Genomic DNA, 21,098 nt, shown 5'->3' with positions numbered 1-21,098 from the left:
CATCAGGTCCTACCCCCAGGCAGCGCCAGCCATGAGGGCGGACCGATCGGCATGGGGCCTTGCGACAGTGCAGATGGACCGGCGTGCAGGTTCCGGGGTGCCGGATCATCAACCTGCGCGAAAATCGCCCTCAAGTTGACGCATCGTTGCTTGTCCGCGTCGGCTGATGTTGCCGACTTGACCTATGGTAAAGTCATCAATCTATCACACTGATGCAGATAGATAAAATTTAATCTATTGATAAATAATTGAATATGAATGGAAAAATCAACATACGCGCGTGAACGGATGTGTAGACAGGTCCAGATTTAACTTGCATGATCTGCATATTAACCATCTTGGCAGGCCGCATATGCGGTCCTTGCCGATCATCAAAGCGAACAGCCGTCATTACTTGTGGTTGTCAGACAGGGAATCCCGAAGATGCCGAATGCAAGCCAGACGCAGGACCCGTGGTGGATCAATGACCAAAGCCCGGACGATCCTTTTGGCAAAAGCGACGATTACGAAGCCTTTCTGGATTACGTCGGTGCGCTGCGGCGCGACCTGACGCCCGCGATTGCGGCCGAACCGCTGCGGATCAACGTGTCCGAACTGAACGATCATCCCGATTACCAGTCTGCGGCAGTCGGTGCGCTGACCATGTGGTCGTCGGTCACGCCGCTGACCTTCGAGATCGTCTATGACACGCCCTTCGATCGTGCGACCGATTGGATGGAGGTCGTCAGCCCCGAGCTGGGCGAGCAGAGCGACGGCAGCGCTTTTTCCAGCAATCGCTATGTCAGCATCGGCCAGCGCTTCCACGATACAGAGCCGAACAAGACCGATATTGGCGGCTATGTCTTCGACAGCTTCGTGCATGAATTCGGTCATGAATTCGGGCTGAACCATCCGGGTCTGTATAACTACAGCGGGCCGGGCGGCGTGCAGATCAACTATCTGAACAACGCCACCTGGAGCTATGACCGCCAGCAATACAGCGTCATGTCCTATTTCGACGGGATCGATGTGGGCGAACGGTCCAGCTGGGCGGCCGTCACGCCGCTGATGGCCGATATCGAGGCGATCAACCGCCGCTTCTTCTCGACCGTCGACGAGGACGGGGTGCGGACCTTCCAGAAGATCGACCTGAACACGGGCGACAACATCTATGGCTTCGGCAGCACCGAATATGGATACACGCTGACCTCGTCGGGGATGCAGCATGATATCGGCTTCGTCATTCACGATACCGGCGGCACCGACACGATCGACTTTTCCGGTTCGACCGCGGGCACCATTCTGGACCTGCGCGCCGGCGAGTTTTCGAGCGTCAACGGACATCGCAACAACGTCTCGATCTATGCGGGCCATAACGAGGATGGCACCGAATATTACATCGAGAACGGCATCGGCAGCCAGTTCGACGACGTGCTGATCGGCAATGACGGCAACAACGTCCTGGACGGCCTTGCCGGGGCAGACAGCATGGCGGGCTATGGCGGCGACGACGTTTATTACGTGGACTCGCTGGATGACATCGTGCGCGAGGAGAAGGACGGCGGCTTCGACACGGTGGTCCTGCTGTCGCGCGACCTGAACATCCGCAAGATCGCCAATGTCGAACGCATCATCTATGCCGACGACTCGTCGTTGCAGGCGGCGGGCATGACCGAGGACGGCCCTGCGCCGATCATCGGCGACACGACCTTGACCAGCATCATCTTTGGTAATGAAACGGGCGAAACGCTGAATGGTGGTGCGGGCAGCAACACCATCTATGGCATGGGCGGTGACGATGTGATCATCGGCGGGCGCGATTCTTTGGCCAGCCGCGACATCAACAACACCATCCCCGTATCCCAGCTGGAGGATCAGACCGAAAGCGACGATGGCGGTGATGCGCTGTTCGGCGGCGATGGCAATGACACCATCTTCGGCGGCGCAGGCAACGACATCCTGGATGGCGGCGAAGGCGACGACGTGATGAGCGGCCAGGACGGCATCGACGTCTTCATCGGTGGCGCCGGGACCGACACGGTCGATTACAGCAACGAAAGCCCCTTCCAGCTGATCGTGAATTTGGAAACCAACATCGCCAGCGGCGGCACCGCGTCGGGCGACACCTTCTATGGGATCGAGAACCTGATCGGGTCCGACGACCGCATCGACCGCTTCATCGGCACTGCGGATGACAACCATTTCTGGGGTCGTGGCGGTGGTGACTTCTTCAACGGCGGTGACGGCAACGACACGCTGGATGGCGGAAACGACGGCGACATCCTTTATGGCGAGGGTGGCGACGACGTGCTGATCGGCGGGGCCGGACAGGACTATTTGCATGGTGGTGCGGGTAATGACACGATCGTCTATGCCGACAGCGAAACCGGGGTCACCGTCGATCTGGCGGCAGGCACCGCCAATGGCGGCGAAGCCGACGGCCCGGTCCAGATCGTGGGCCGCGGCACGTTGATCCGCCATGACATCATCGTCGATGTCGAAAACGTCGTCGGTTCCGACCACGACGATCGCCTGATCGGCACAGACGGGGTCAACGCGCTGATGGGCGGCGCGGGCAACGACACGCTGACCGGCGGTGGCGGGTCCGACATTCTGAATGGCGGCGCGGGCAACGACACGGCCGATTATTCGGACGTGAACCGCGGCATCCGCCTGATGCTGGATCGCAGCGGCAATGGCGGCGACACCTATGTGTCGATCGAGAACCTTGCCGGCACCGGCTTCAAGGATCGCATCACCGGCGATGACGGCGCGAACGTGCTGACCGGGCAGGGCGGTGACGACATCATCAAGGGCGGGGCCGGCAACGACACCCTGCTGGGCGATTTCGGCGACCGTGAGGATGCCATTCCGCGTCCCGGCATGGGCAGCGGCTACAGCACGCTTGACGCGGATGCGGGCAACAACTCGATCGAGACGGCGTTCGACATTTCGGACAACTTCTCGCTGACGGCCGATCCCGACATCTTCGACTCGACCACGGTGCTGCACACCACCGTCAATGCGACCGGCAACGGGCAGGGTGGCTATTACAGCCTGAACCTGGCTGCGGGCACCGTCCTGACCATCGACATCGACGGTATCGCCGATCCCAACGTCCATGACAGCTGGGTCCGGCTGCTGGATGCCGAGGGCAATATCGTCGCGCAGAACGACGATGGCGGCGGCGATCCCGGTTCGAACAGCAACCGTGATTCCAGCACTGTCTTCGTGGCGCAGGAAAGCGGTACCTATTATATCGTGGAAGGCAGCTGGTCGCCCGACGCGCCGGGTGATGGCTGGTCCGAAACCGTCCCGGAAGGGTCGGAATACAAGCTGAACGTCTCGGTGGACTTCCCGCCCGCTCCGGCAGAGCCGGGCGAGGCCGGCGATGACCGGATGCGCGGCGGGGCCGGCGACGACCTGTTGGATGGCGGCTTGGGTGCCGATACTCTCAGCGGTGGCGACGGGGCAGATTCCTTCCGCTTCTCGACCGAACTGGGTGACGGCAATGTCGATCGGATCAATGATTTCGACAGCGCCGAGGACATGATCCTGCTAGATGATTTCATCTTCACCGATCTGGGTGGCGAAGGTGCGCTGTCCGAGGATATCTTCGTCAGCAACCCGGGCGGGTTGTCCTTCGGCGCCGAAGACCGTGTCATCTATGACAGCAACAGCGGATCACTGTCCTATGATGCCGATGGTTCGGGCGATCTGGCCGCGATCCAGTTTGCGCAGCTGAACGCGTCGCTGACGCTGTCGGCTTCGGATTTCGTGATCGTCTGACAGGTGACAAGAGGGGTGCATTCGTGCTCCCCTCGGTCCAATTCCATCCGGAAAGGTTTGCATCATGAACGACCATCTGAAACGCCGCACCTTGATGCTGGGCGTCGGTGCGGTCCTGATGGCACGGCAGGCCCATTCCGAACCGTCCCCCGACATTCAGGTGATCCTGACCTTCGAGGGCGGGAACCAGATCCCCAAGGGATCTATCGACATCATGCTGGATGACCCGGCCATAGCTGACAAGACCGCCCTTCAGGACATGACGTGGCGCGTGAGCAGCACCGGCAAAGATCGAAAGATTGCCGTCCCCGTTCCCGCCCCATCGCCCGCCGGCAGGACAGGTTCGGGCAAGGCGCAGATCGTCGCCCAGATGACACGGGCGGATGGCTGGCTGCTGGCGCGCGGCAGCGCCCGGTTCCAGGCGGACCAACCCATCGAGATCACGTTGCACCAAGTGATGTATTGATCGCATCTTGCTTCGATGCGGTACTCCTGACGGCTACCTGAAGACTTGGGGCGACGGCCAGCGTGACAGGCTCGTTCTCGTCTGGCGCCGCGCCGGATCATAACCGGGTTTGTGCAGCATTTTTATGCAATCGTATCCCGACGTGCTGTCCTTCGATTGAGATTGCAATGCGGTCATTCAAAGTGCTGTTGCCGCGGTCGCGACCCTTGGCGACCATGCAGGCACGGGTGTTTGGCCGTCTGGCTATGCGAACGATGTGCTTCGCGTTCCCTGAGCGGTGTCAATGATCTCGCAGGGCCCTATCCGACAGATCGCTTCGGTCAGTACCGTGGCGCAAGACAGGGCGCGTCGACGTGCCACAGACCTTTGACCAGTGCGGACCATCCGCAGATTTTCAGAATTCGCCACACCAGCACCGGGCGACCATGCCGGTCTAGGATTGCAACCAGATTAAGAAAGCAACGTCGCACTGGCGAAGTAGGCTTTCAGGCGCCGAAGCCAAGCTGGGCGGTATCGGGAAGGACCTTTTGCCCGATCGTCGGTGTCCGATTTTGGGGGATCGGCGCAAGTTCCATCAGACGGAATGGCTGACGGATGCGCCTTTCATGCAAAGGATGTACTGCATCCCGTGCGTGGCACGTCGAAGCGGCTTGCTCCGACCGGCGCGATTTTCCGCGTTTCGACATCGTCGATGGTCATTCTTAAGAGCCTCGGCAGGCGGCAAAACAATGCATGCCGCGGCGTCCGATTTTCATAAGAGACCAGAGGAGCGTGATGGGACCCTCGGTCCGAGGGCGCGCGCCTGATTTCCGGGCGGTACGTCATCTGAAGACGGACAAGCTCCCAACCCATGCTGACCAGGCGCACCGGGCAGCATTTCTCTCCAGCCGCTGGCGCAAAAGCAGCAGTCTGGCTTCAAGATTGTTCTTGAAATCCGGCAACCGAAGCTCGGCTGCCAGCCGGATCTCGCGGTTCGAAAACTCGGCGCGGCCTTCGACCAGATATCGTTCGAGCAGATAGACCAGCAGCCGCCCGGCCACGTCACGGATCACATAGTCGTTGTCGATGAGGACGCTGTCATCGACCGTGTGATGGACGACGCGGAAGCTTTCTTTCGGCAGCCTTGCGCCCACCCTTGGCGGGTCTGCCACTGCGTCGTTCGCCATGACTTCGCTGATCAGAAGCGTCGCGGCCGCGTGATTGCCGATCATCGATAGGGCCGCCGCGTCGTGTCGGGGGAAGGCAAGTCGCCCTGGGATTTCGGCAAACAGAACACCGTAGAGCATTCCCTTGACATGGATCGTCATGGCAAAATTGGCTCAGGGCTTCGGACATGCCCGTCAGAGGGATCGCGCAGCTTTCCTCAGGGGAGGAGGCGTCACGGATCGCCGCCCCGAAGCGGCGCAGGCGCCTCATGTCGCTGACCCTGACCGGCCGTCCAAGCGCTGCGAGCGCGCCCGCGATGCCGTGACCGATGGCGATTTTCGAGCCCGCCCCGGTTCGCGGACAGCCGTGGCTTGCCAGCGTGACCAGCATCTGTCGTTCGGTATCGAATTGGAGCGGAATGACCGCTGGCGCATCCAGCAGCCTGCAGGCGCCAAACAGCGCGTCATTGACGATCCCGGCCGTTCCGGTTTCGGCGACGATGCGCGCGATGGCGTCGGCGGCCCGTTCCAGGCTGGGGCGCGGCGGTGGGACAGGTTGGACCTGGACCTCAAGGCCTTCGGGGTGAAGAATGACGGTGATGGCGTCGACCCGGAAGACCGCAACGCTGGCAAGGCGCATGATGTCGACCATTCCGACCTAGGTACTTGAGGCGCGAAGGCTTGCGGTCATGGCCTCGAACAAGGGTCCCGCGGCCTCGTCGGGCACCCGTGCGGTGCCAGTGTCGGCGCGGAAGGCCTCGGCCCGCGCGGCCTGCTCGGCCAGAAGTGCGGCGCTGGTCGGGGCAAGGTTGCTGGCCCCGGCGCTGGCCGCGTCGTAACCCACAGCCGAGGGCCGCGGATGCAGGTATTGCGGCGCGGCGAAGGGCTGGCCGACAAGGACCGAGCCGACGATCTGCCCGTCGCGAGTGATCAGACTTGCATTCGCCTGTTCGGGCAACAAGGCCTGCCCCAGCCCCGTCATTGCCAATGGATAGGCGATCCCGGTCAGGGCGATCATCAGGCCGAGGGTCGCCACGGCGGGGCGGATATGTTCATTCATGGTCAACTCCTTCAGGCCAGGCCAAGGGCGATCACGGCCATGTCGATGGCTTTGATGCCGACGAAGGGAACGATCAGCCCCCCAAGACCGTAGAGGGTCAGGTTGCGCCGCAACAGCGTAGCGGCACTGGCGGGGGCGTATTTGACGCCACGCAGCGCCAACGGGATCAGCGCCAGGATCACCAGCGCGTTGAAGATCACCGCCGAGAGGATTGCGCTTTGTGCGCTTCCCAGCCCCATCACGTTCAGGACCGAAAGGCCGGGATAGGCGGCGATGAACAGCGCGGGCAGGATGGCAAAGTATTTTGCCACGTCATTGGCGATGCTGAACGTGGTCAGCGCGCCGCGGCTGATCAGCAGCTGCTTGCCGACCAGCACGACCTCGATCAGCTTGGTCGGATCGCTGTCCAGATCGATCAGGTTCGCGGCCTCCTTCGCAGCCGAGGTGCCCGAGTTCATCGCCACACCCACATCGGCCTGCGCCAGCGCAGGGGCGTCGTTGCTGCCGTCGCCGCACATGGCGACCAGCTGGCCCTTGGCCTGTTCGGCCCGGATCAGATCCAGCTTGTTCTCGGGGGTGGCTTCGGCCAGGAAATCGTCCACCCCGGCCTCGGCCGCGATGGCGGCGGCGGTCAGGGGGTTGTCGCCGGTGATCATCACCGTGCGGATGCCCATCGCCCGCAATTCCGCAAAGCGCTCGCGCACGCCGGGTTTGATGATGTCCTTCAGATGCACCGCACCAAGGATGCGCGGCCCTTCGCTGACCAGCAGCGGGGTGCCGCCCGAGCGGGCGATCTGGTCCACGCTGGCCGCCAGCGAGGCGTCCAGCGCCGCGCCTGTATGACGCAGGATCGCATCGACCGAGCCTTTCCTCAGCTGCGTGCCGTCGGTCAGGTCCGCGCCCGACAGCCGGGTCTGGGCCGAGAAGGGGATCGCCTCGGCGACAGCGACCATCCCCTCGGCAGCGCCGGGCTGCTTGCGGGCGATCTCGACGATGGACTTGCCCTCGGGCGTGTCGTCGGCGCGGCTGGCGCCGAGCGCGGCGCGGGCCAGCGCCGACGGGCTGACGCCCTGCGCCGGGATCAGCGCATCGGCCATGCGGTTGCCGAAGGTGATCGTGCCGGTCTTGTCCAGAAGCAGCACGTCCACGTCGCCCGCCGCCTCGACCGCGCGTCCGGATTTGGCGACAACATTCGCGCGGGCCAGGCGGTCCATGCCCGCGATGCCGATGGCCGACAGCAGCCCGCCGATGGTCGTGGGGATCAGCGTCACGAACAGCGCAGCCAGAAACACGACCGGGATCGACGTTCCCGAATAGACCGCGAACGGCTCGAGCGTCACGACCACGAAGAGGAAGATCAGCGTCAGCCCGGCAAGCAGGATGTTCAGCGCGATCTCGTTGGGGGTCTTGCCACGCTCGGCGCCCTCGACCAGCGCGATCATGCGGTCCAGAAAGCTGCGCCCCGGCTCGGCTGTGACGCGCAGGACCAGCCAGTCCGACACGATCCGCGTGCCGCCGGTGACCGAGCTGAAATCGCCACCGGATTCGCGGATCACCGGGGCGCTTTCGCCGGTGATGGCGCTTTCATCGACCGAGGCGACGCCCTGGATCACCTCGGCATCCGCCGGGATGATGTCGCCCGCCTGGACCAGCACGATCTGGCCCAGCTTGAGGCTGGCCGATGAGACCCGCGTGGCCGCCTCATGCGGGCTGTCGGCGGCGGGGAGGACGCGGACCATCGTTTCGGACTTCGTGGCCCGCAGGCTGTCGGCGCGGGCACGGCCGCGCCCCTCGGCGAGGCTCTCGGCGAAGTTCGCGATCAGGACCGCCGCCCAGAGCCAGGCCGCGATCTGCACCGCGACGCCCGCACCGGGCACGCCAAGCGCAAGGTCGCGCAGCCCCATCAGCGTGACCATCAGCGCCACCACGGCGGTCGCGAAGATGACCGGGTTGCGGATCAGGGTGCGGGGCGCCAGCTTGACCAGCGCCTGACGCGCCGCCGCCGGGGCGAGGGACGTCATCGACGGCAGGGGGAGTGTGGATTTGCTCATGGTTCCGCCTCAGAAGCTTTGCCCGCCCAGCATGGACACATGCTCGGCGATGGGGCCCAGGACGAGGGCCGGGAAGAAGGTCAGCGCGCCCAGGATCAGCACGGTGATGACCAGAAGGGTCACGAAAAGCGGCCCGTGGGTCGGGAAGGTTCCAGCCGTGGCCGGCGCCGGGCGCTTCATCGCCAGCGATCCGGCGATGGCCAGCATGGGGATGATGATCGCATAGCGGCCCAGCAGCATGGCGATGCCCTGCAGCGTCGTGTAGAAAGGCGCACCCGCCCCGAAACCCGCAAAGGCCGAGCCGTTGTTGCCCGTGGCCGAGCTGTAGGCATAGAGGATCTCGGACAGGCCATGCGGCCCCGCATCCTGCACCGCCGCCAGCCCCGCCGGCACCACCGCCGAGATCGCACCGAAGACCAGGATGCCAAGCGGCATCGACAGGAAGGCCAGCACGGCCAGCGTCACCTCGCGGCCCTCGATCTTCTTGCCCAGATATTCCGGTGTGCGTCCGACCATCAGCCCGGCCAGGAACACAGCCAGCACGACATAGAGCAGCATCCCGTAGAAGCCCGCGCCGACGCCACCGAAGATCACCTCGCCGATCTGCATGTTCAGCAGCATCACCAGGCCCGACATGGGCATGAAGCTGTCATGCATGGCGTTGACAGACCCGTTCGACGCCGCCGTCGTCACTTGTGCCCAGAGCGCCGAGAGCGTGGCGCCAAAGCGGACCTCCTTACCCTCCATGTTCGGGCCGGTGATGCCGGTCAGATCGGTCAGCATCGGGTTGCCCGCCTGCTCGAAGCCGTTGATCAGGACAAGGCCCGCGATGAACAGCACGCCCATGGCAGCAAAGATCGCCCAGCCTTGGCGCCGGTCCTGGACCATGCGACCGAAGAGAAAGCAGAAGGCGACCGGGATCAGCAGGATCAGCACCGACTGGACCATGTTCGACAGGATCGTCGGGTTTTCCAGCGGATGGGCCGAGTTGACGCCGAAAAAGCCGCCGCCATTGGTGCCCAACTGCTTGATCGCGATCTGGCTGGCCGCAGGACCCTGCGCGATGACCTGACTGGCGCCCTCCAGCGTTGTCGCGCGGATATAGGCGCCGAGCGATTGCGGCACGCCCTGCCAGATCAGCAGAATCGCCACGAGGATCGAGATCGGCAGAAGAACGTAGAGCACTGCGCGCGTCATGTCGGTCCAGAAGTTGCCGATCCTTCCATCACCCGTTGCGACAAATCCGCGGATCACTGCGACGGCCACCGCCATCCCGGTCGCGGCCGAGACGAAATTCTGCGCGGTCAGCCCGACCATCTGCGCAAGATAGCTCAGTTGCACTTCGCCGGAATAAGCCTGCCAGTTGGTGTTGGTGACGAAGCTGACTGCGGTGTTGAAGGCCAGATCGGCAGACATGGGCCTGATACCCTCCGGGTTCCATGGAAGTATCCCTTGCAGGCGCAGGACGACATAGAGGAACGCGAATCCAGCCATGTTGAAGACGAGGACCGCCATGGCATAGCTGGCCCATCCTTGCGCACGCGTGGCGGCCGGCCCGGCGACAGCAAGGCAGCCTCGCTCGATGGGTGAAATGATGGTGCTCAGCCAGACGCGTCGACCGGTAAAGACCCGGTGCATGTAGCCCGCCAGCAACCAGGCGAGGCCGACCGTTGCAGCACAGTAGAGAATGAGGACGAGATAGCTTGACGGCATGGCTCCGCCCTCAGAACCGGTCGGGGCGCATCAGCGCCACGACGAGATAGCCAAGAAGCCCCGCCGCGACGACAAGGCCGAGGATCAGATCGAACATCTGGCCCTCCGTCACAGGCGCGTCAGCGCGCGGGTCCCGGCCATGAAGACCAGAAACCCGGCCGCGCCGAGAGCGAGATAAATGATATCGTCCATGCGTCACCTTCGTGTTGTGTCGCATGGACGATCACCGAAGGCGGCGTAAGGAGGCTATGCGTGATGTGGGCTAGGCGCGTAAGGAACGTGTAAAGAATGGGGTGCGGCAAGCTCGCTTCACGCGACGCGGTGTCCGCTTTGCATCAATCAGAAATTTATCTGCTGCGTCGCGGCGTGCCTTATAAGCCAATGGCAACGATGACGCTGTAATTGCAGCGAATGACCGGAAGGTCCCGCTGAACCAACGGTGGCCGTCTGAAAATGCTGCGCGACGCTTGAATTACCGCTTTGGTAAAACTGCGCCGCAGCGTTGTCACCCAGTTTCAAGGTCGGCAATGGGCCGAGTGCGCGGGTCAGAGGCTCCCGCGTTCCTGCGGCGTCGCCAAGGGCGGCAGATCAAAGTGGAGAGCCCTTTGCGGTCATTGAAACTGGTGGCGGGGCGGCCTATGTTCGGCCCGCCACAGCCGAAGATTTATGCACAGAGGCTTCGATTGACCCGCAAGTAGCGGCATCGCTCGACACATGGATGCCGACCTTCTTTGCATGATTTCTGTGAAGTTGTCATGAAGAACGTTAGCGTGGTGATCCGGCCCTTTGACACGGCAACGGATCTTAAAATACTTTCGACCATCTGGTTCGAAGCATCGCTGGAGGCGCACCCCTTCATCGGTGAAAAAAGGTTGACTGAACAGCGCAAGCTGATCGAGGAGGCGTATCTGCCGAAGGCGGAGACTTCCGTGGTCTGCCTTGACGGAGAAGCTGTTGGCTTCATCGGCCTTCTGGGATGTTTCATCGGCGGCATATTCATCGCGCCGGGCTGGCAAGGTCACGGTATCGGGCGCAGGCTTATCGCCGATGCCTTGGCCCGAAAGGGCGAACTGTCCCTTGAGGTTTACATCGAGAATGAACGAGCCGTCCGCTTTTACAGGACGCTCGGATTTCAGGAGGTTTCCCGGCGCGCGGTCGATGACTTCGGGTTCCCGTTCCCGAATGCGGCACTCCGTATCAAGACCTGAGAACAGGCCTGGCAGGGCTATTCCCTGCCAGACCACATTCACGAAGGTAGGGATCGAGCCCTTCGTGGCCTTTCAGAGACGTTCCAGCGCGGCCGTGAATTTCTCAGCCAACACTTCAGCCGGCTGTGTGCCGTCAAGCCTCAGAACCGGCGCGGTTTGTGCTTTGAGCCAGCGTTCATGCTGCGCGAGATTGCGTCCTGTGAACGAGGAGTCATCATATCGAGATGCCCAGTCACGGAATGCCAGGTGGCCTTCATACATGTCGCCACCCGGCAGGATACGATCACCATGTCTTTGTGCCTCTCGGCTCTCCAGACGTCGCAGCCGTATCGCGGTAGGTGTATATAGGAAGGCGATGATCTCGACATGCTCAATCAGGATATCCCCCCAACCCACAAAGGAGCCTGACAGAACCCAACCGTCCGTCTGGGATTGCCGCTGTCGGATCAAGCGGACCCGATGTTCTGGCAGGCGCTTTGTCGTGAATGGTGGGTCTGTTGGCATCCAATAAAAGTCGTCTACGTCCAGCAGTGGCACGCCCATCTGCGCGGACAGTGTCGCGCCAAGCGTTGAGGCGCCCGAGCATGATGCTCCGATCAAGTATATTCTTGGCACGTCAGTCCCGCCGTTAGCAGTCAAAACCAAGTGGGCAATAGCGGCGCGCGTCACCTTCTACAATGTCCGCTTCGTCTCGCATAGCAGACTGTGGCCCGCCGATCTCGCTGCGCTAGGCACGAACGTCCGGTCTGGGGAAGCTGCACCGCAGCGCCAGTCAGAGACTGACCGGCGGCAATGGGCCGGGAGCGCGGGTCAGGGGCCGCCGCGAACTGGCCCGTGCACCAGGGAAGGCAGGTCGGCGCGAAGAGCCCAAAGCTGCTGCCGACCCTCAAAGCGCCAGCGACTATTGAATGACGGCTCAGTCTTCGGGCGGAGGCAGGTCCGGGTTCCAGACGATTTCCCAGAGATGCCCGTCAGGGTCGCGGAAATAGCCCGCGTAGCCACCGTAGAATGTGTCTTGGGCGGATTTGATCACTTCGGCACCTGCCTGTGCTGCAGCCTCCATGCATTGATCGACTTCTTCCTTTTGTGACACGTTGTGGCCAATGGTAATGGCAGTCGAGCTGACCGGCTGCACCGGCAATCCGGTATCGTGGGCAATGTTGGCTTGCGCAAAAAGGGCAAGTTTTAAACACTCTGAGAGGTCAAAGAACGCCAGCGCACCATGTTCGAATTCTTGGCCGATAATGCCTTTCGTTGGCAGCCCAAGACCGTCGCGATAGAAAGAAAGCGGCCGTTCAAGATTGCTCACGCCGAATGTCAGAACGGAAATTCTAGGTTTCATGTCATGCCCTTCCTATCGGCGGCTGCACCGCGCAGACGCCTTGATAGTCTTGGGCCGCTGACTTGCAGCGGAAGGACCCGCAGAACGCGGGGGCCGGGCCAACCTTCCCGAGCCTAACCTGTTTTAGACGGGCAGAGGTTAGGCAGGATATTAAAGGCGGTCAACGGCAGCTCCGTCCCGCATAGCAGACTATGATCCGCCGATCTCGCTGCGCCAAGCACGAACGTCCGATCTGGGAATGGTGCAGGGCGGCGTCAGTCCGGCACTGTCAGGCCGCTTTGGGCCGGTTCGCGAAGGTGGTAGTGATGCATGTTGTTCGCCCGCTTTCAGTTTGACGCACTCCCGGCGGTCAGAAAACACGCGGTAGTCCGTCTATCAATGGCTTCAGAAGGGGCAGGGGCGTGCGCTAGCCGTAGCGGCGGTCCTCTTCAGAACTGATAGCATGGCCGAGGAGGTGGTGGCGTGACAGCTCCGGCACTTCCTGCCGGTAGCGCAGTTCGTCGGTGACCCAGTGGCGGAATGAATGGAAGTTCTTCTTCGCGGCATCCTAGTCCAATTGCGCGTGCAGCAACTTGTGCCAGTTGAAGCTGATAGCATCCGACAAAGTGCCTCGTCCCTTGCGCTGTTTCAGGTCCGGGAAGATCTGTCCTGTTTCGACTTGGGCAACATGCTCCATGAAGCCCAATTCCAGCAGGTGTGGATGGATCGGCACCTTGCGCTGCGACGGACGGTTCTTGAGCCGCCTGATCTCGGTCGGGCGAAAGTGGAAGGCGGGGATGCCGTCCTCGGTGATGATGTCCTCGCGCGCCAGGCCCGCGATTTCCTCGCGACTTGCGCCTGTATAGGCGGCGATCAGCGGCAGCCAGTAGAGCGCGTCCTTGATCACAACAACACCGGGCTGCGTGCGCCGCCCTGCGCTCAGGCAACCTTGCCAGACCGGGCCTGCGAAGAGGCGCTGCAGATCCTCACGGCTGAATGAGGCCACCTTGTCCTGTTCATCCTCGGGGTCTGTCTCGCGCAGGTCCCGCGTATCCAGGAGAGGATCGAGTGGAATGCCCTCTGACCGGGCGTGCTTGATGATCTGGCCCACGAAGCCGAGGTTTCGGTTGATCGTCGCTGCTGCAAAGCCTTGCTTGCCGCCTGCGGCTTCTGCTGCGGCGATGATCTCCTGCAATGTCATCTCCCGCTCCTTCGGGGTCTTGCGATAGGTCGGGGGCACGGCATGCATGATGTTGCTGAATGTCATCAGGTGCTCTTGCCGCAGCATGCGGATGTCACCGACCCCGGTCGCTTCGCGCAGAAGCTCGGCAGTTTTGCGGATCTGGTAGGCGGTCTTGTCAGTCACCCGCCCGCGCTTCTCTTTGCGACCTGCTAAACGATCGGCCACCGCTTCTAGTGCCGGGTCGAAGGCTGGTTCAGGTTTAGGGGCGGGGGTAGGGTCCTGAATGGCCTGTGAGGCTGGCTGAGGCCCGTCAGGCTGCTTGCCCTCCCGAATCCGGCTGGGGCCATCTGCATGGCGTCCTCGAAGCCGCTCTAGAGGCTGTCCTTCGCGGACAGCAGCGCCGGTGCGCGTCCGTTCAGGTAGATGCGCTTGGCGTCGAAGAACTCATACCCGCTGATCCGCTCCTTGCCTGCAATCTTGGCCACACGGCGGCTGATCCTGTTCTCCATCGCTTCGGTGGCGGCAGCGCGACCGAGGTGGTGCTGGTAGTAATTGATCCAGTCAAGATCGGCGTTGGAATAGCCGCGTGCGGTCAGTTCGCGGCGTTCGTCCTCGTCCAGGTCCACCTCTGCACCCTTGCGCGCCTCCAGGCGCAGGGCCTCGCCTGCCAGTCGGTCGTGGTGGGCACTTTCCACCGGATTTCCGGTTTTCGGCAGATGGAAGGCCGCGCGGGTGCGCCGTGCCGTCTCCTCCAACTCGTCGCGGATCACCGTCTCAAGCCACTGCCGCGCCACGTCGGGCGTCAGACCATCCATTCCCATGCGGTCGAATACCTTCTCACTTTTCCGCTGTCACGATGACGGCCAGCCTGCGCGCTGTCCACGGGCAAGCGGTGCGCAGCGAGATCTGCAGGTTCGATGCAGCTGAATCGGCACGTTTGGGAATGCGGCGACGCCATGTATAGATCGCGCCTCGACGGAAGGTGAAATTAGCAATGCCCATGGTGGGTCCCTTAGCTGGGGACACAGACGCCATGATGGACAGTGATGATGGACAATGGTCCAGATCGGCTGTCCGTCTTCGATAAGACGATATAGTTCAACGACTTAAAAGATATTGGCTGGGGCGGTAGGATTCGAACCTACGGTACACGGTACCAAAAACCGATGCCTTACCACTTGGCCACGCCCCAACTTGTGAGAGGGTGAATAGCCAAGCTGTTCGGGGGGTGCAAGTCGAAATTTGCAGAATTCTTGCCACTTTTTTCAATCGGGTCTATCTCGCGCCCTATGGAACAGTTTGACGTCGTAATCTTGGGGGCAGGTGCTGCCGGCTTGTTCTGCGCAGGCTCGGCCTTGGGGCAGGGAAGGCGCGTTCTGGTGCTGGATCATGCGGCGACCCCGGCCGAAAAAATCCGCATTTCGGGGGGCGGGCGCTGCAATTTCACGAACATGGCGACCGGACCTGATCGGTTCCTGTCGCAAAATCGTCGATTTTGCGCCAGCGCGCTGTCACGCTATTCCCCCGCCGATTTCGTGGCCCTGGTGGACCGGGCCGGCATCGCCTGGCACGAAAAGACCTTGGGACAGCTTTTTTGCGACGGCAAGGCGACCCAGATCACCGACATGCTTCTGGAACGCATGAAGGGCGCCGAACTGCGCCTGCGGACCACGGTCGAATCGGTTCAGCGCGATTCGGACCAATTCGTTCTTGCGACATCCGGAGGGGTAATTCGGGCGAATCGGGTTGTCGTGGCGACGGGCGGAAAATCGATCCCCAAGATCGGCGCGACGGGCTTTGCCTATGATCTGGCACGTCAATTCGGGCTGAGGGTGACGGACACGCGCCCGGCCCTTGTGCCGCTGACCTTTGCCGAGCAGGACCTGGCGCTGTGCAAGCCCCTGGCGGGCGTATCGCTCGAGGTCCGAATCGACCACAAGGAAGGGTCGTTTCGCGATGCGCTGCTATTTACGCATCGCGGTCTTAGCGGCCCCGCAATCCTGCAGATTTCAAGTTTCTGGCAGGGTGGAGAGAGCCTGCAGATCGATCTGTGTCCGCAAACCGATGTGGCGGCGGCGTTGAAACAGCGCAAGCAGGAAAGCGGCAAGATCGCCGTGGCGACCGCCCTGACGCATCTTCTGCCCGAACGCCTGGCGCAGGCGATCGCCGCCGAAGCGGGGCTCTCCAAGGCTCGGCTGGCCGATCAGCCCAACAGGGTGCTGGACGCCTTGGGTGCGCGGCTGAACCGCTGGACTCTGCGCCCCGTCGGGACCGAGGGTTATCGCACGGCCGAGGTGACGCTTGGTGGCATCGACACCCGTGATCTGGATGCGCGAACCCTGCAGGCCCGTCAGGTTCCGGGGCTGTATTTCATCGGCGAATGCGTGGACGTGACCGGCTGGCTGGGCGGGTATAATTTCCAGTGGGCCTGGGCATCGGCGGACGCTGCTGGACGCGCGGCTTAACGCGTACCGGGCGACAACAGATCACGACCGTCATCCACACGGCCACGTTCGACCATTTCCTCAAACGCGGCATCGGGTGCCGGATCGGCCAGCCTGCGGTCTGCTGGGCGCACGGGGCGGGTCCGCGATGGCGCCTCTTCTTCGGGCTGTTCCAGACGGACCCTGTGGATGGGTTCGGGCAGCAGATAACCCTTGGCATCCAGTTCATAGCGCAGCAACCGGAATGCTTCGCCCCGTGCCAGTTCGAAGTCCGTGCCATCCTGCGACACCCAGCCCCCGGCGCGGATCACCACATGTTCAGGCCCCTCGGCGTCCAGCCAGGCAACGGGTTCAGGCCGTTTCAGAACAAAATCCATGCCGTTCAGGGCACGCACCACCAGGTCGCGGGCCCGTCCCAGATCCGCGCCGGGATCGATGGTCAGATCGACCATGAACCGGCGTTCGGGGTTCAAGGTGTAATTCGTCAGCGTCGCCTTGTAGATGATCTGATTGGGAATGCGGATGTGATTGCCGTCCAGCGTCAGCAGTGTCGTCCCGCGGCTGGTCAGCCGGATCACGCGCCCCCGAAGGCCGTTCACCTCGATCAAATCATTGGGGTTGAAGGGCTGGCGCAGAGACAGAAGCATCGTCGCGACAAAACCTTCGATCGTGTCGCGCGCCGCAAAGCTGAGCGACAGGCCGAAGATACCCGCAGCCCCCAACAACGTCCCCAGCAGCGCCCGCGCACCCATCAGGTCCAGTGCGACCACCAAGGCGACAATCCAGGTGCACAACCGGATCGCTTGCGCAAGAAATCCCGCGATGAAGGGGTTCGGTGCAATGCTGGCCAAGGTGCGTTCGCGGCGTGACAACCATCCACCGGCCAGCACGATGACCGCACCGACGGCCAGCCCCAATCCCATGAAGGGCAGTCCCGCGACCACTTGGGTCAATCGCGACTGGAACCGTTCGCGGACCGATTCAAGGCGCGTGGTCAGGTCGGTGGACAGATCGACACTGTCCTCGATGGCAACGACGCCTTCGACGCGAGCGATCAGCGTCTTGAGCCGCTCGACCGTGGCCTGTTCGGTAACCTCGCCGTTCAGCGTGACAATCCCGGCATCGACTTTGGCATCAATTTTATCGAAGTCAGGGAGTTGCGCCAGAATGCTGGAAATCCTGTTAAGGATTGCCAAGTCCGTGTTGATGTTGTCATGAGTCGCGATCGCGCCACTGGGTGCGGATGGTTCAGGCGGCCCCTGCGCAATGGCAGGGGCCGCAAGGAAGCACAGCGCAATGAACAGGAAAACGCGGATCATGCCGGAAGCGGATCAGCCTTTGCCAGCGCATCGAATGCCATCAGGGACGCAATCAGCGCGGGCATCCGGTCCAGGTGGATCATGTTCGGCCCGTCCGAAGGGGCGTTGTCGGGGTCCTCATGCGTCTCGATGAAGACGCCGGCGACACCAAGCGACACGGCGGCGCGGGCCATGACCGGCGCAAATTCGCGCTGACCACCCGATGAGCCGCCTTGACCGCCAGGTTGCTGGACCGAATGTGTCGCATCCATGATGACAGGATAGCCCGTTCGCGCCATGATCGGCAGCGAACGCATGTCGGCCACCAAGGTGTTGTAGCCAAAGCTGGCGCCCCGTTCGGTCAGCAGAATGTTGTCATTGCCGGTCGAGGCGACCTTGTCGGCGACATTGGGCATGTCCCAGGGTGCTAGGAATTGCCCCTTCTTGATATTGATCACCGCGCCCGTCTGTCCGGCCGTCAGCAGCAGGTCGGTCTGGCGACAAAGGAACGCAGGGATCTGGATGATATCAACCGTCTTGGCGGCGCGAATGGCCTGATCCGCGTCATGGATGTCGGTCAACACGGGACAGCCAAGCCGTTCCCGAACCGTGGCCAAGATATCCAGGCCTTCCTCGATACCAAGGCCGCGCCGTCCCGAAAGAGAGGTGCGGTTCGCCTTGTCATAGGATGCCTTGAAGACAAAGCTGGCGCCCGCCTTGGCACAGGCCTCGGCCATCTGTTCGGCGATCATCATGGCGTGGTCCAGCGATTCAAGCTGGCAAGGACCGGCAATGACGGTCAGCGGAAGGTCGTTTCCGCAGGTCACCTGACCGATGCGGACGTGTTTGGGTTGGGTCATGTGGACACCTGTTCGCGAAGGATCGACGCCGTCAGCGACATCATCAGGTAGATACCTGAAAAGATGAGGAAGGCCACGATCGTATTCTGGAATGCCTTGGGATAGGTCGCCTCGTCCGGCGCAATCGGGGATACCGACAGCGACAGATAGCGGACCTGCTTGTTGGCTTCGATGCGGGCGGCCTCCATCTGGGCGGCGGATGCGGCCAGCATTTCTTGGCGGGTCGCCATCTCTGCCTCGGCCACGCGCAACTGGCCGCCGATGGCGGCAAGGGAGTTGCGGCTGTCGCTGCCTTGGGTCAGTTGCAGGCGGGTTTCAGCCACCAGCTCGCGCAGACGCTCGATATCGCCGCGGACGGCATCGACACGGCTCTGAACCGGACGGGCATTTGCCAGCAATTGACCAAGTTCAAGCTGCTTTGCCGTCAACTGGCTTTCCAGTTCGGTCACCTTGCCCATCACCACGCTGCTTTCGGCCACGGGGTCCAGAACGCCTAGGGTCTGCTGCAGTTCCTGCACCCGCTGCTGGGCTGCCAACATCTTCGCCTCGGCGTCCTCATAGGTCTGGATGGCACCGTCCATCTGATCGGCGCGCATCCGCGAAGTCATCGCATCAACCTGTTGTTCGGCATAGGAAATCAGTGCGCGCGAAAATTCGACGCTCAGCTGCGGGTCCGGGGCGATGACCTCCATGTTCAGCACGCCTTCGGTGGGATCATAGCCGATCTTGACCGAGTCTTCATAGACGTCGAAGGCTGCTTCGTTGGTGGCATCCGCCTCGAGGCGCTTGATGGGGTCGATGCTGGGGTCCTGATAGGCCCGCTTGAAGCCCTTGTCGGCGTCCAGGCGCAGCATCGCGTCGCGCGATGTCAGATAGCTTTGGACGGCGACGGAATCCGTGTTGGTGCCCATTCCCGATCCGCCAAGCAGGCTGCTCATGCCGCCACCGCTGCCGCCATCGGCGGTCTGGATCTGGAATTGCGTGAAAGTCGCGTAAAGCGGTGAAGCGACCCTTGCGTAATACCAGCCGACCGCGAATGTCGGGATCAGCACAAAGATCAGCAGGCGAAAGGCCAGCATCATCATTCGCTTGCGGCGACGACGTGCCAAGTCCTTCTGAATGCGATAGATTTCGGCCGCGCGCCTATCCTCGGTCAGATCCTCGCGCGAGGGAAGGGCCGGGGTCTTGCCGCGCTTGTCGCCCGGCGTCAGCGCGGGCAGGCCCGCAGGACCGCCCGACCGCAGTGCCGGCGTCGTCGCGGCCGGATCGCGGGGCGCATCCCCGACCTTGGCGCGGGTGCCCTCCGATGACAGGATGCGTCCCACGGCGCTGCGCTGCGACGGATCGATGCCGCGTTCGCGCAACCGCAGGATGGCTTCCTCGTTCGAGGCGAATTCGATCTGGTGCAGGGTGGCGATCCGCCCCGCGATGCGCAGCTGGCGTTCGGTCAGCTTTTCGGCCCGGATGGCCGCCAGCTGTTCCTCGGTGACGCCGGCGGCGGCGGGCTGCCCCGCTGCCTTTTCGGTCGCCCCACTGGCGCCTGGCCCTTTTTCGGGGCCGGTCATACGCAGATCGCCAAAACCGTCCTCGATCGGTTCGGTCGCCAGGAATTTCTGCATGCGCGCGTCTTCCTGCTGTTCGGCCGGGGGGGCGGGTTTGCGGCTGACCTCCAAGTGGACCTTGGGGGCGGCCTTGGGCTGCGGGGCGGGCGCGGTCGCAGGTTCGGGATCGTGGGTCCTTGAGGCGGTACCGGGGGTGACGGATTCCGAGATCGAGGCGTGGTAACGGCGCGCTTTAGGAGGTGTAGTCATAGTATTGCTTCGCCTCGTCCAAGGTCTCGAACATGTACAATTTGCCATCGCGCAGGATGGCGGCCCGGTTGCAGAACTTCTCGATCGTGGTCGGCTGATGCGATACGACGATGGTGGTCGCGGTCTTCAGCCGGTCGAACAGCACGCGACCCGCCTTGCGGTTGAATTCGGCATCCGTGGTCTGAGGCATGCCTTCGTCGATCAGGTAGATGTCGAAATCCAGGGCCAGCAACAGGGCAAAGGTAAAGCGCTGCCGCATGCCGCTGGAATAGGTGCCCACGGGCATGTCGAAATATTCGTCGATATCGGTCAGCCAGCGCGTGAAGGCGGACACGTAATCAGGGTCCAGCCCATAGATGCGCGCGATATAGCGGGCGTTTTCATTGCCCGTATGCCGCGTGATCAGCCCGCCCATGAAGCCAAGCGGAAAGGACACCCGGCAATTGCGCCGGATGCGGCCTTCATCGGGCTGTTCCAGGCCGCACATCATGTTGATCAGGGTCGTCTTGCCGGTCCCGTTCGGCGCCAGGATGCCAAGCGAATTTCCCAGCTCGACCTGAAACGAGGCGCGATCAAGGATGATCTTGTGCTGTTTCCCCGTCCAGAACGATTTGGAGACGCTGTCAAACTCTAGCATGGTGTTGAAATACCGAAAGAAAATGGGCACGAGGCACGCCATGCAGCAGGCCCTTGCCACACAGGGCGACATTAGGGCGACGGCCGGATGCTGTCTACCCTTGCAAGCTAGCCCTGTGGGCGTCACCCATGGC

The 21,098-nt window shown here is 62.4% G+C and carries 19 protein-coding genes and 1 tRNA gene; 5 read left to right on the top strand and 15 right to left on the bottom strand.

Annotated features, from left to right (window positions below; genetic code table 11):
• Positions 1-423: 423 nt before the first annotated feature.
• Together DKT70_RS18710 and DKT70_RS08785 are read left to right on the top strand one after the other, a co-directional pair.
• Positions 424-3,768 carry a M10 family metallopeptidase C-terminal domain-containing protein gene (locus tag DKT70_RS18710; protein ID WP_111558771.1) on the top strand — a complete coding sequence of 1,115 codons (3,345 nt, stop codon included), beginning with the start codon at positions 424-426 and terminating at the stop codon, positions 3,766-3,768.
• Positions 3,769-3,832: 64 nt separating this feature from the next.
• Positions 3,833-4,234: a hypothetical protein gene (locus DKT70_RS08785; protein ID WP_111558770.1), complete on the top strand. Its 402-nt coding sequence runs from the start codon at positions 3,833-3,835 to the stop codon at positions 4,232-4,234.
• A gap of 821 nt (positions 4,235-5,055) precedes the next feature.
• On the opposite strand, the gene DKT70_RS08780 is transcribed toward DKT70_RS08785, so the two are convergent.
• A complete protein-coding gene (locus DKT70_RS08780; RefSeq protein WP_111558769.1) occupies positions 5,056-5,541 on the bottom strand; it encodes a hypothetical protein in 486 nt (161 codons plus the stop codon).
• Between the two features lie 160 nt (positions 5,542-5,701).
• Between DKT70_RS08780 and DKT70_RS08775 the strand changes: the two genes are divergently transcribed.
• A complete protein-coding gene (locus tag DKT70_RS08775; protein WP_111558768.1) occupies positions 5,702-6,049 on the top strand; it encodes a hypothetical protein in 348 nt (115 codons plus the stop codon).
• On the opposite strand, the gene DKT70_RS08770 is transcribed toward DKT70_RS08775, so the two are convergent.
• From DKT70_RS08770 to kdpF, 4 genes are read right to left on the bottom strand one after another with little or no spacing between them, the layout of a single operon-like run.
• The gene (locus DKT70_RS08770) at positions 6,038-6,439 is read right to left on the bottom strand and encodes a potassium-transporting ATPase subunit C (RefSeq protein ID WP_111558767.1); all 402 of its coding nucleotides are present in this window, start codon (positions 6,437-6,439) and stop codon (positions 6,038-6,040) included. The genes DKT70_RS08775 and DKT70_RS08770 overlap by 12 nt on opposite strands.
• 11 nt (positions 6,440-6,450) lie before the next feature.
• Positions 6,451-8,460, bottom strand: coding sequence for a potassium-transporting ATPase subunit KdpB (kdpB, locus tag DKT70_RS08765; RefSeq protein WP_407672200.1), 2,010 nt, complete (start codon positions 8,458-8,460; stop codon positions 6,451-6,453).
• A gap of 39 nt (positions 8,461-8,499) precedes the next feature.
• On the bottom strand, positions 8,500-10,203 hold the full coding sequence (gene kdpA / locus DKT70_RS08760; RefSeq protein ID WP_111558765.1) for a potassium-transporting ATPase subunit KdpA: 1,704 nt from the start codon (positions 10,201-10,203) through the stop codon (positions 8,500-8,502).
• Between the two features lie 10 nt (positions 10,204-10,213).
• Positions 10,214-10,315 carry a K(+)-transporting ATPase subunit F gene (kdpF, locus tag DKT70_RS08755; protein ID WP_199559556.1) on the bottom strand — a complete coding sequence of 34 codons (102 nt, stop codon included), beginning with the start codon at positions 10,313-10,315 and terminating at the stop codon, positions 10,214-10,216.
• Positions 10,316-10,958: 643 nt separating this feature from the next.
• Between kdpF and DKT70_RS08750 the strand changes: the two genes are divergently transcribed.
• Positions 10,959-11,411: a GNAT family N-acetyltransferase gene (locus DKT70_RS08750; protein ID WP_111558763.1), complete on the top strand. Its 453-nt coding sequence runs from the start codon at positions 10,959-10,961 to the stop codon at positions 11,409-11,411.
• A 72-nt stretch (positions 11,412-11,483) separates the two neighbouring features.
• Here DKT70_RS08750 and DKT70_RS08745 read toward each other — a convergent pair whose 3' ends face one another.
• The 6 genes from DKT70_RS08745 to DKT70_RS08725 all read right to left on the bottom strand — a co-directional run bounded on the left by DKT70_RS08745 (position 11,484) and on the right by DKT70_RS08725 (position 15,107).
• Positions 11,484-12,026, bottom strand: a complete 543-nt coding sequence (locus tag DKT70_RS08745; protein WP_233490504.1) for a P-loop NTPase family protein — start codon at positions 12,024-12,026, stop codon at positions 11,484-11,486.
• A gap of 301 nt (positions 12,027-12,327) precedes the next feature.
• Positions 12,328-12,753, bottom strand: coding sequence for a VOC family protein (locus tag DKT70_RS08740; RefSeq protein ID WP_111558761.1), 426 nt, complete (start codon positions 12,751-12,753; stop codon positions 12,328-12,330).
• A 547-nt stretch (positions 12,754-13,300) separates the two neighbouring features.
• Positions 13,301-14,140 carry a site-specific integrase gene (locus DKT70_RS08735; RefSeq protein WP_146612609.1) on the bottom strand — a complete coding sequence of 280 codons (840 nt, stop codon included), beginning with the start codon at positions 14,138-14,140 and terminating at the stop codon, positions 13,301-13,303.
• Positions 14,141-14,286: 146 nt separating this feature from the next.
• On the bottom strand, positions 14,287-14,730 hold the full coding sequence (locus DKT70_RS08730) for a hypothetical protein (protein ID WP_111558759.1): 444 nt from the start codon (positions 14,728-14,730) through the stop codon (positions 14,287-14,289).
• Positions 14,731-14,752: 22 nt separating this feature from the next.
• A complete protein-coding gene (locus DKT70_RS18015; protein WP_158529981.1) occupies positions 14,753-14,917 on the bottom strand; it encodes a DUF6538 domain-containing protein in 165 nt (54 codons plus the stop codon).
• Positions 14,918-15,032: 115 nt separating this feature from the next.
• Positions 15,033-15,107, bottom strand: a tRNA-Gln gene (locus DKT70_RS08725).
• A gap of 97 nt (positions 15,108-15,204) precedes the next feature.
• On the opposite strand from DKT70_RS08725, the gene DKT70_RS08720 reads away from it, so the two are divergent.
• Positions 15,205-16,380, top strand: a complete 1,176-nt coding sequence (locus DKT70_RS08720; RefSeq protein ID WP_111558758.1) for a BaiN/RdsA family NAD(P)/FAD-dependent oxidoreductase — start codon at positions 15,205-15,207, stop codon at positions 16,378-16,380.
• On the opposite strand, the gene DKT70_RS08715 is transcribed toward DKT70_RS08720, so the two are convergent.
• From DKT70_RS08715 to DKT70_RS08700, 4 genes are read right to left on the bottom strand one after another with little or no spacing between them, the layout of a single operon-like run.
• Positions 16,377-17,678 carry a mechanosensitive ion channel domain-containing protein gene (locus DKT70_RS08715; protein WP_111558757.1) on the bottom strand — a complete coding sequence of 434 codons (1,302 nt, stop codon included), beginning with the start codon at positions 17,676-17,678 and terminating at the stop codon, positions 16,377-16,379. The two genes, DKT70_RS08720 and DKT70_RS08715, sit on opposite strands and share 4 nt — an antisense overlap.
• Positions 17,675-18,517 (bottom strand): 3-deoxy-8-phosphooctulonate synthase, encoded by an 843-nt coding sequence (kdsA, locus tag DKT70_RS08710; protein WP_111558756.1) that lies wholly within the window; start codon positions 18,515-18,517, stop codon positions 17,675-17,677. The genes DKT70_RS08715 and kdsA overlap by 4 nt, the downstream gene beginning before the upstream one ends.
• Positions 18,514-20,328, bottom strand: coding sequence for a capsule biosynthesis protein (locus DKT70_RS08705; RefSeq protein WP_111558755.1), 1,815 nt, complete (start codon positions 20,326-20,328; stop codon positions 18,514-18,516). The genes kdsA and DKT70_RS08705 overlap by 4 nt, the downstream gene beginning before the upstream one ends.
• Positions 20,312-20,965 carry an ABC transporter ATP-binding protein gene (locus tag DKT70_RS08700; protein ID WP_072297339.1) on the bottom strand — a complete coding sequence of 218 codons (654 nt, stop codon included), beginning with the start codon at positions 20,963-20,965 and terminating at the stop codon, positions 20,312-20,314. Before DKT70_RS08700 ends, DKT70_RS08705 begins: the two co-directional genes overlap by 17 nt.
• Between the last annotated feature and the right edge of the window lie 133 nt (positions 20,966-21,098).

It is taken from the genome of Paracoccus sediminilitoris (assembly GCF_003259195.1).
Classification (GTDB): Bacteria; Pseudomonadota; Alphaproteobacteria; order Rhodobacterales; family Rhodobacteraceae; genus Paracoccus; species Paracoccus sediminilitoris.
This window is presented reverse-complemented; position numbering and strand designations above follow the sequence as displayed.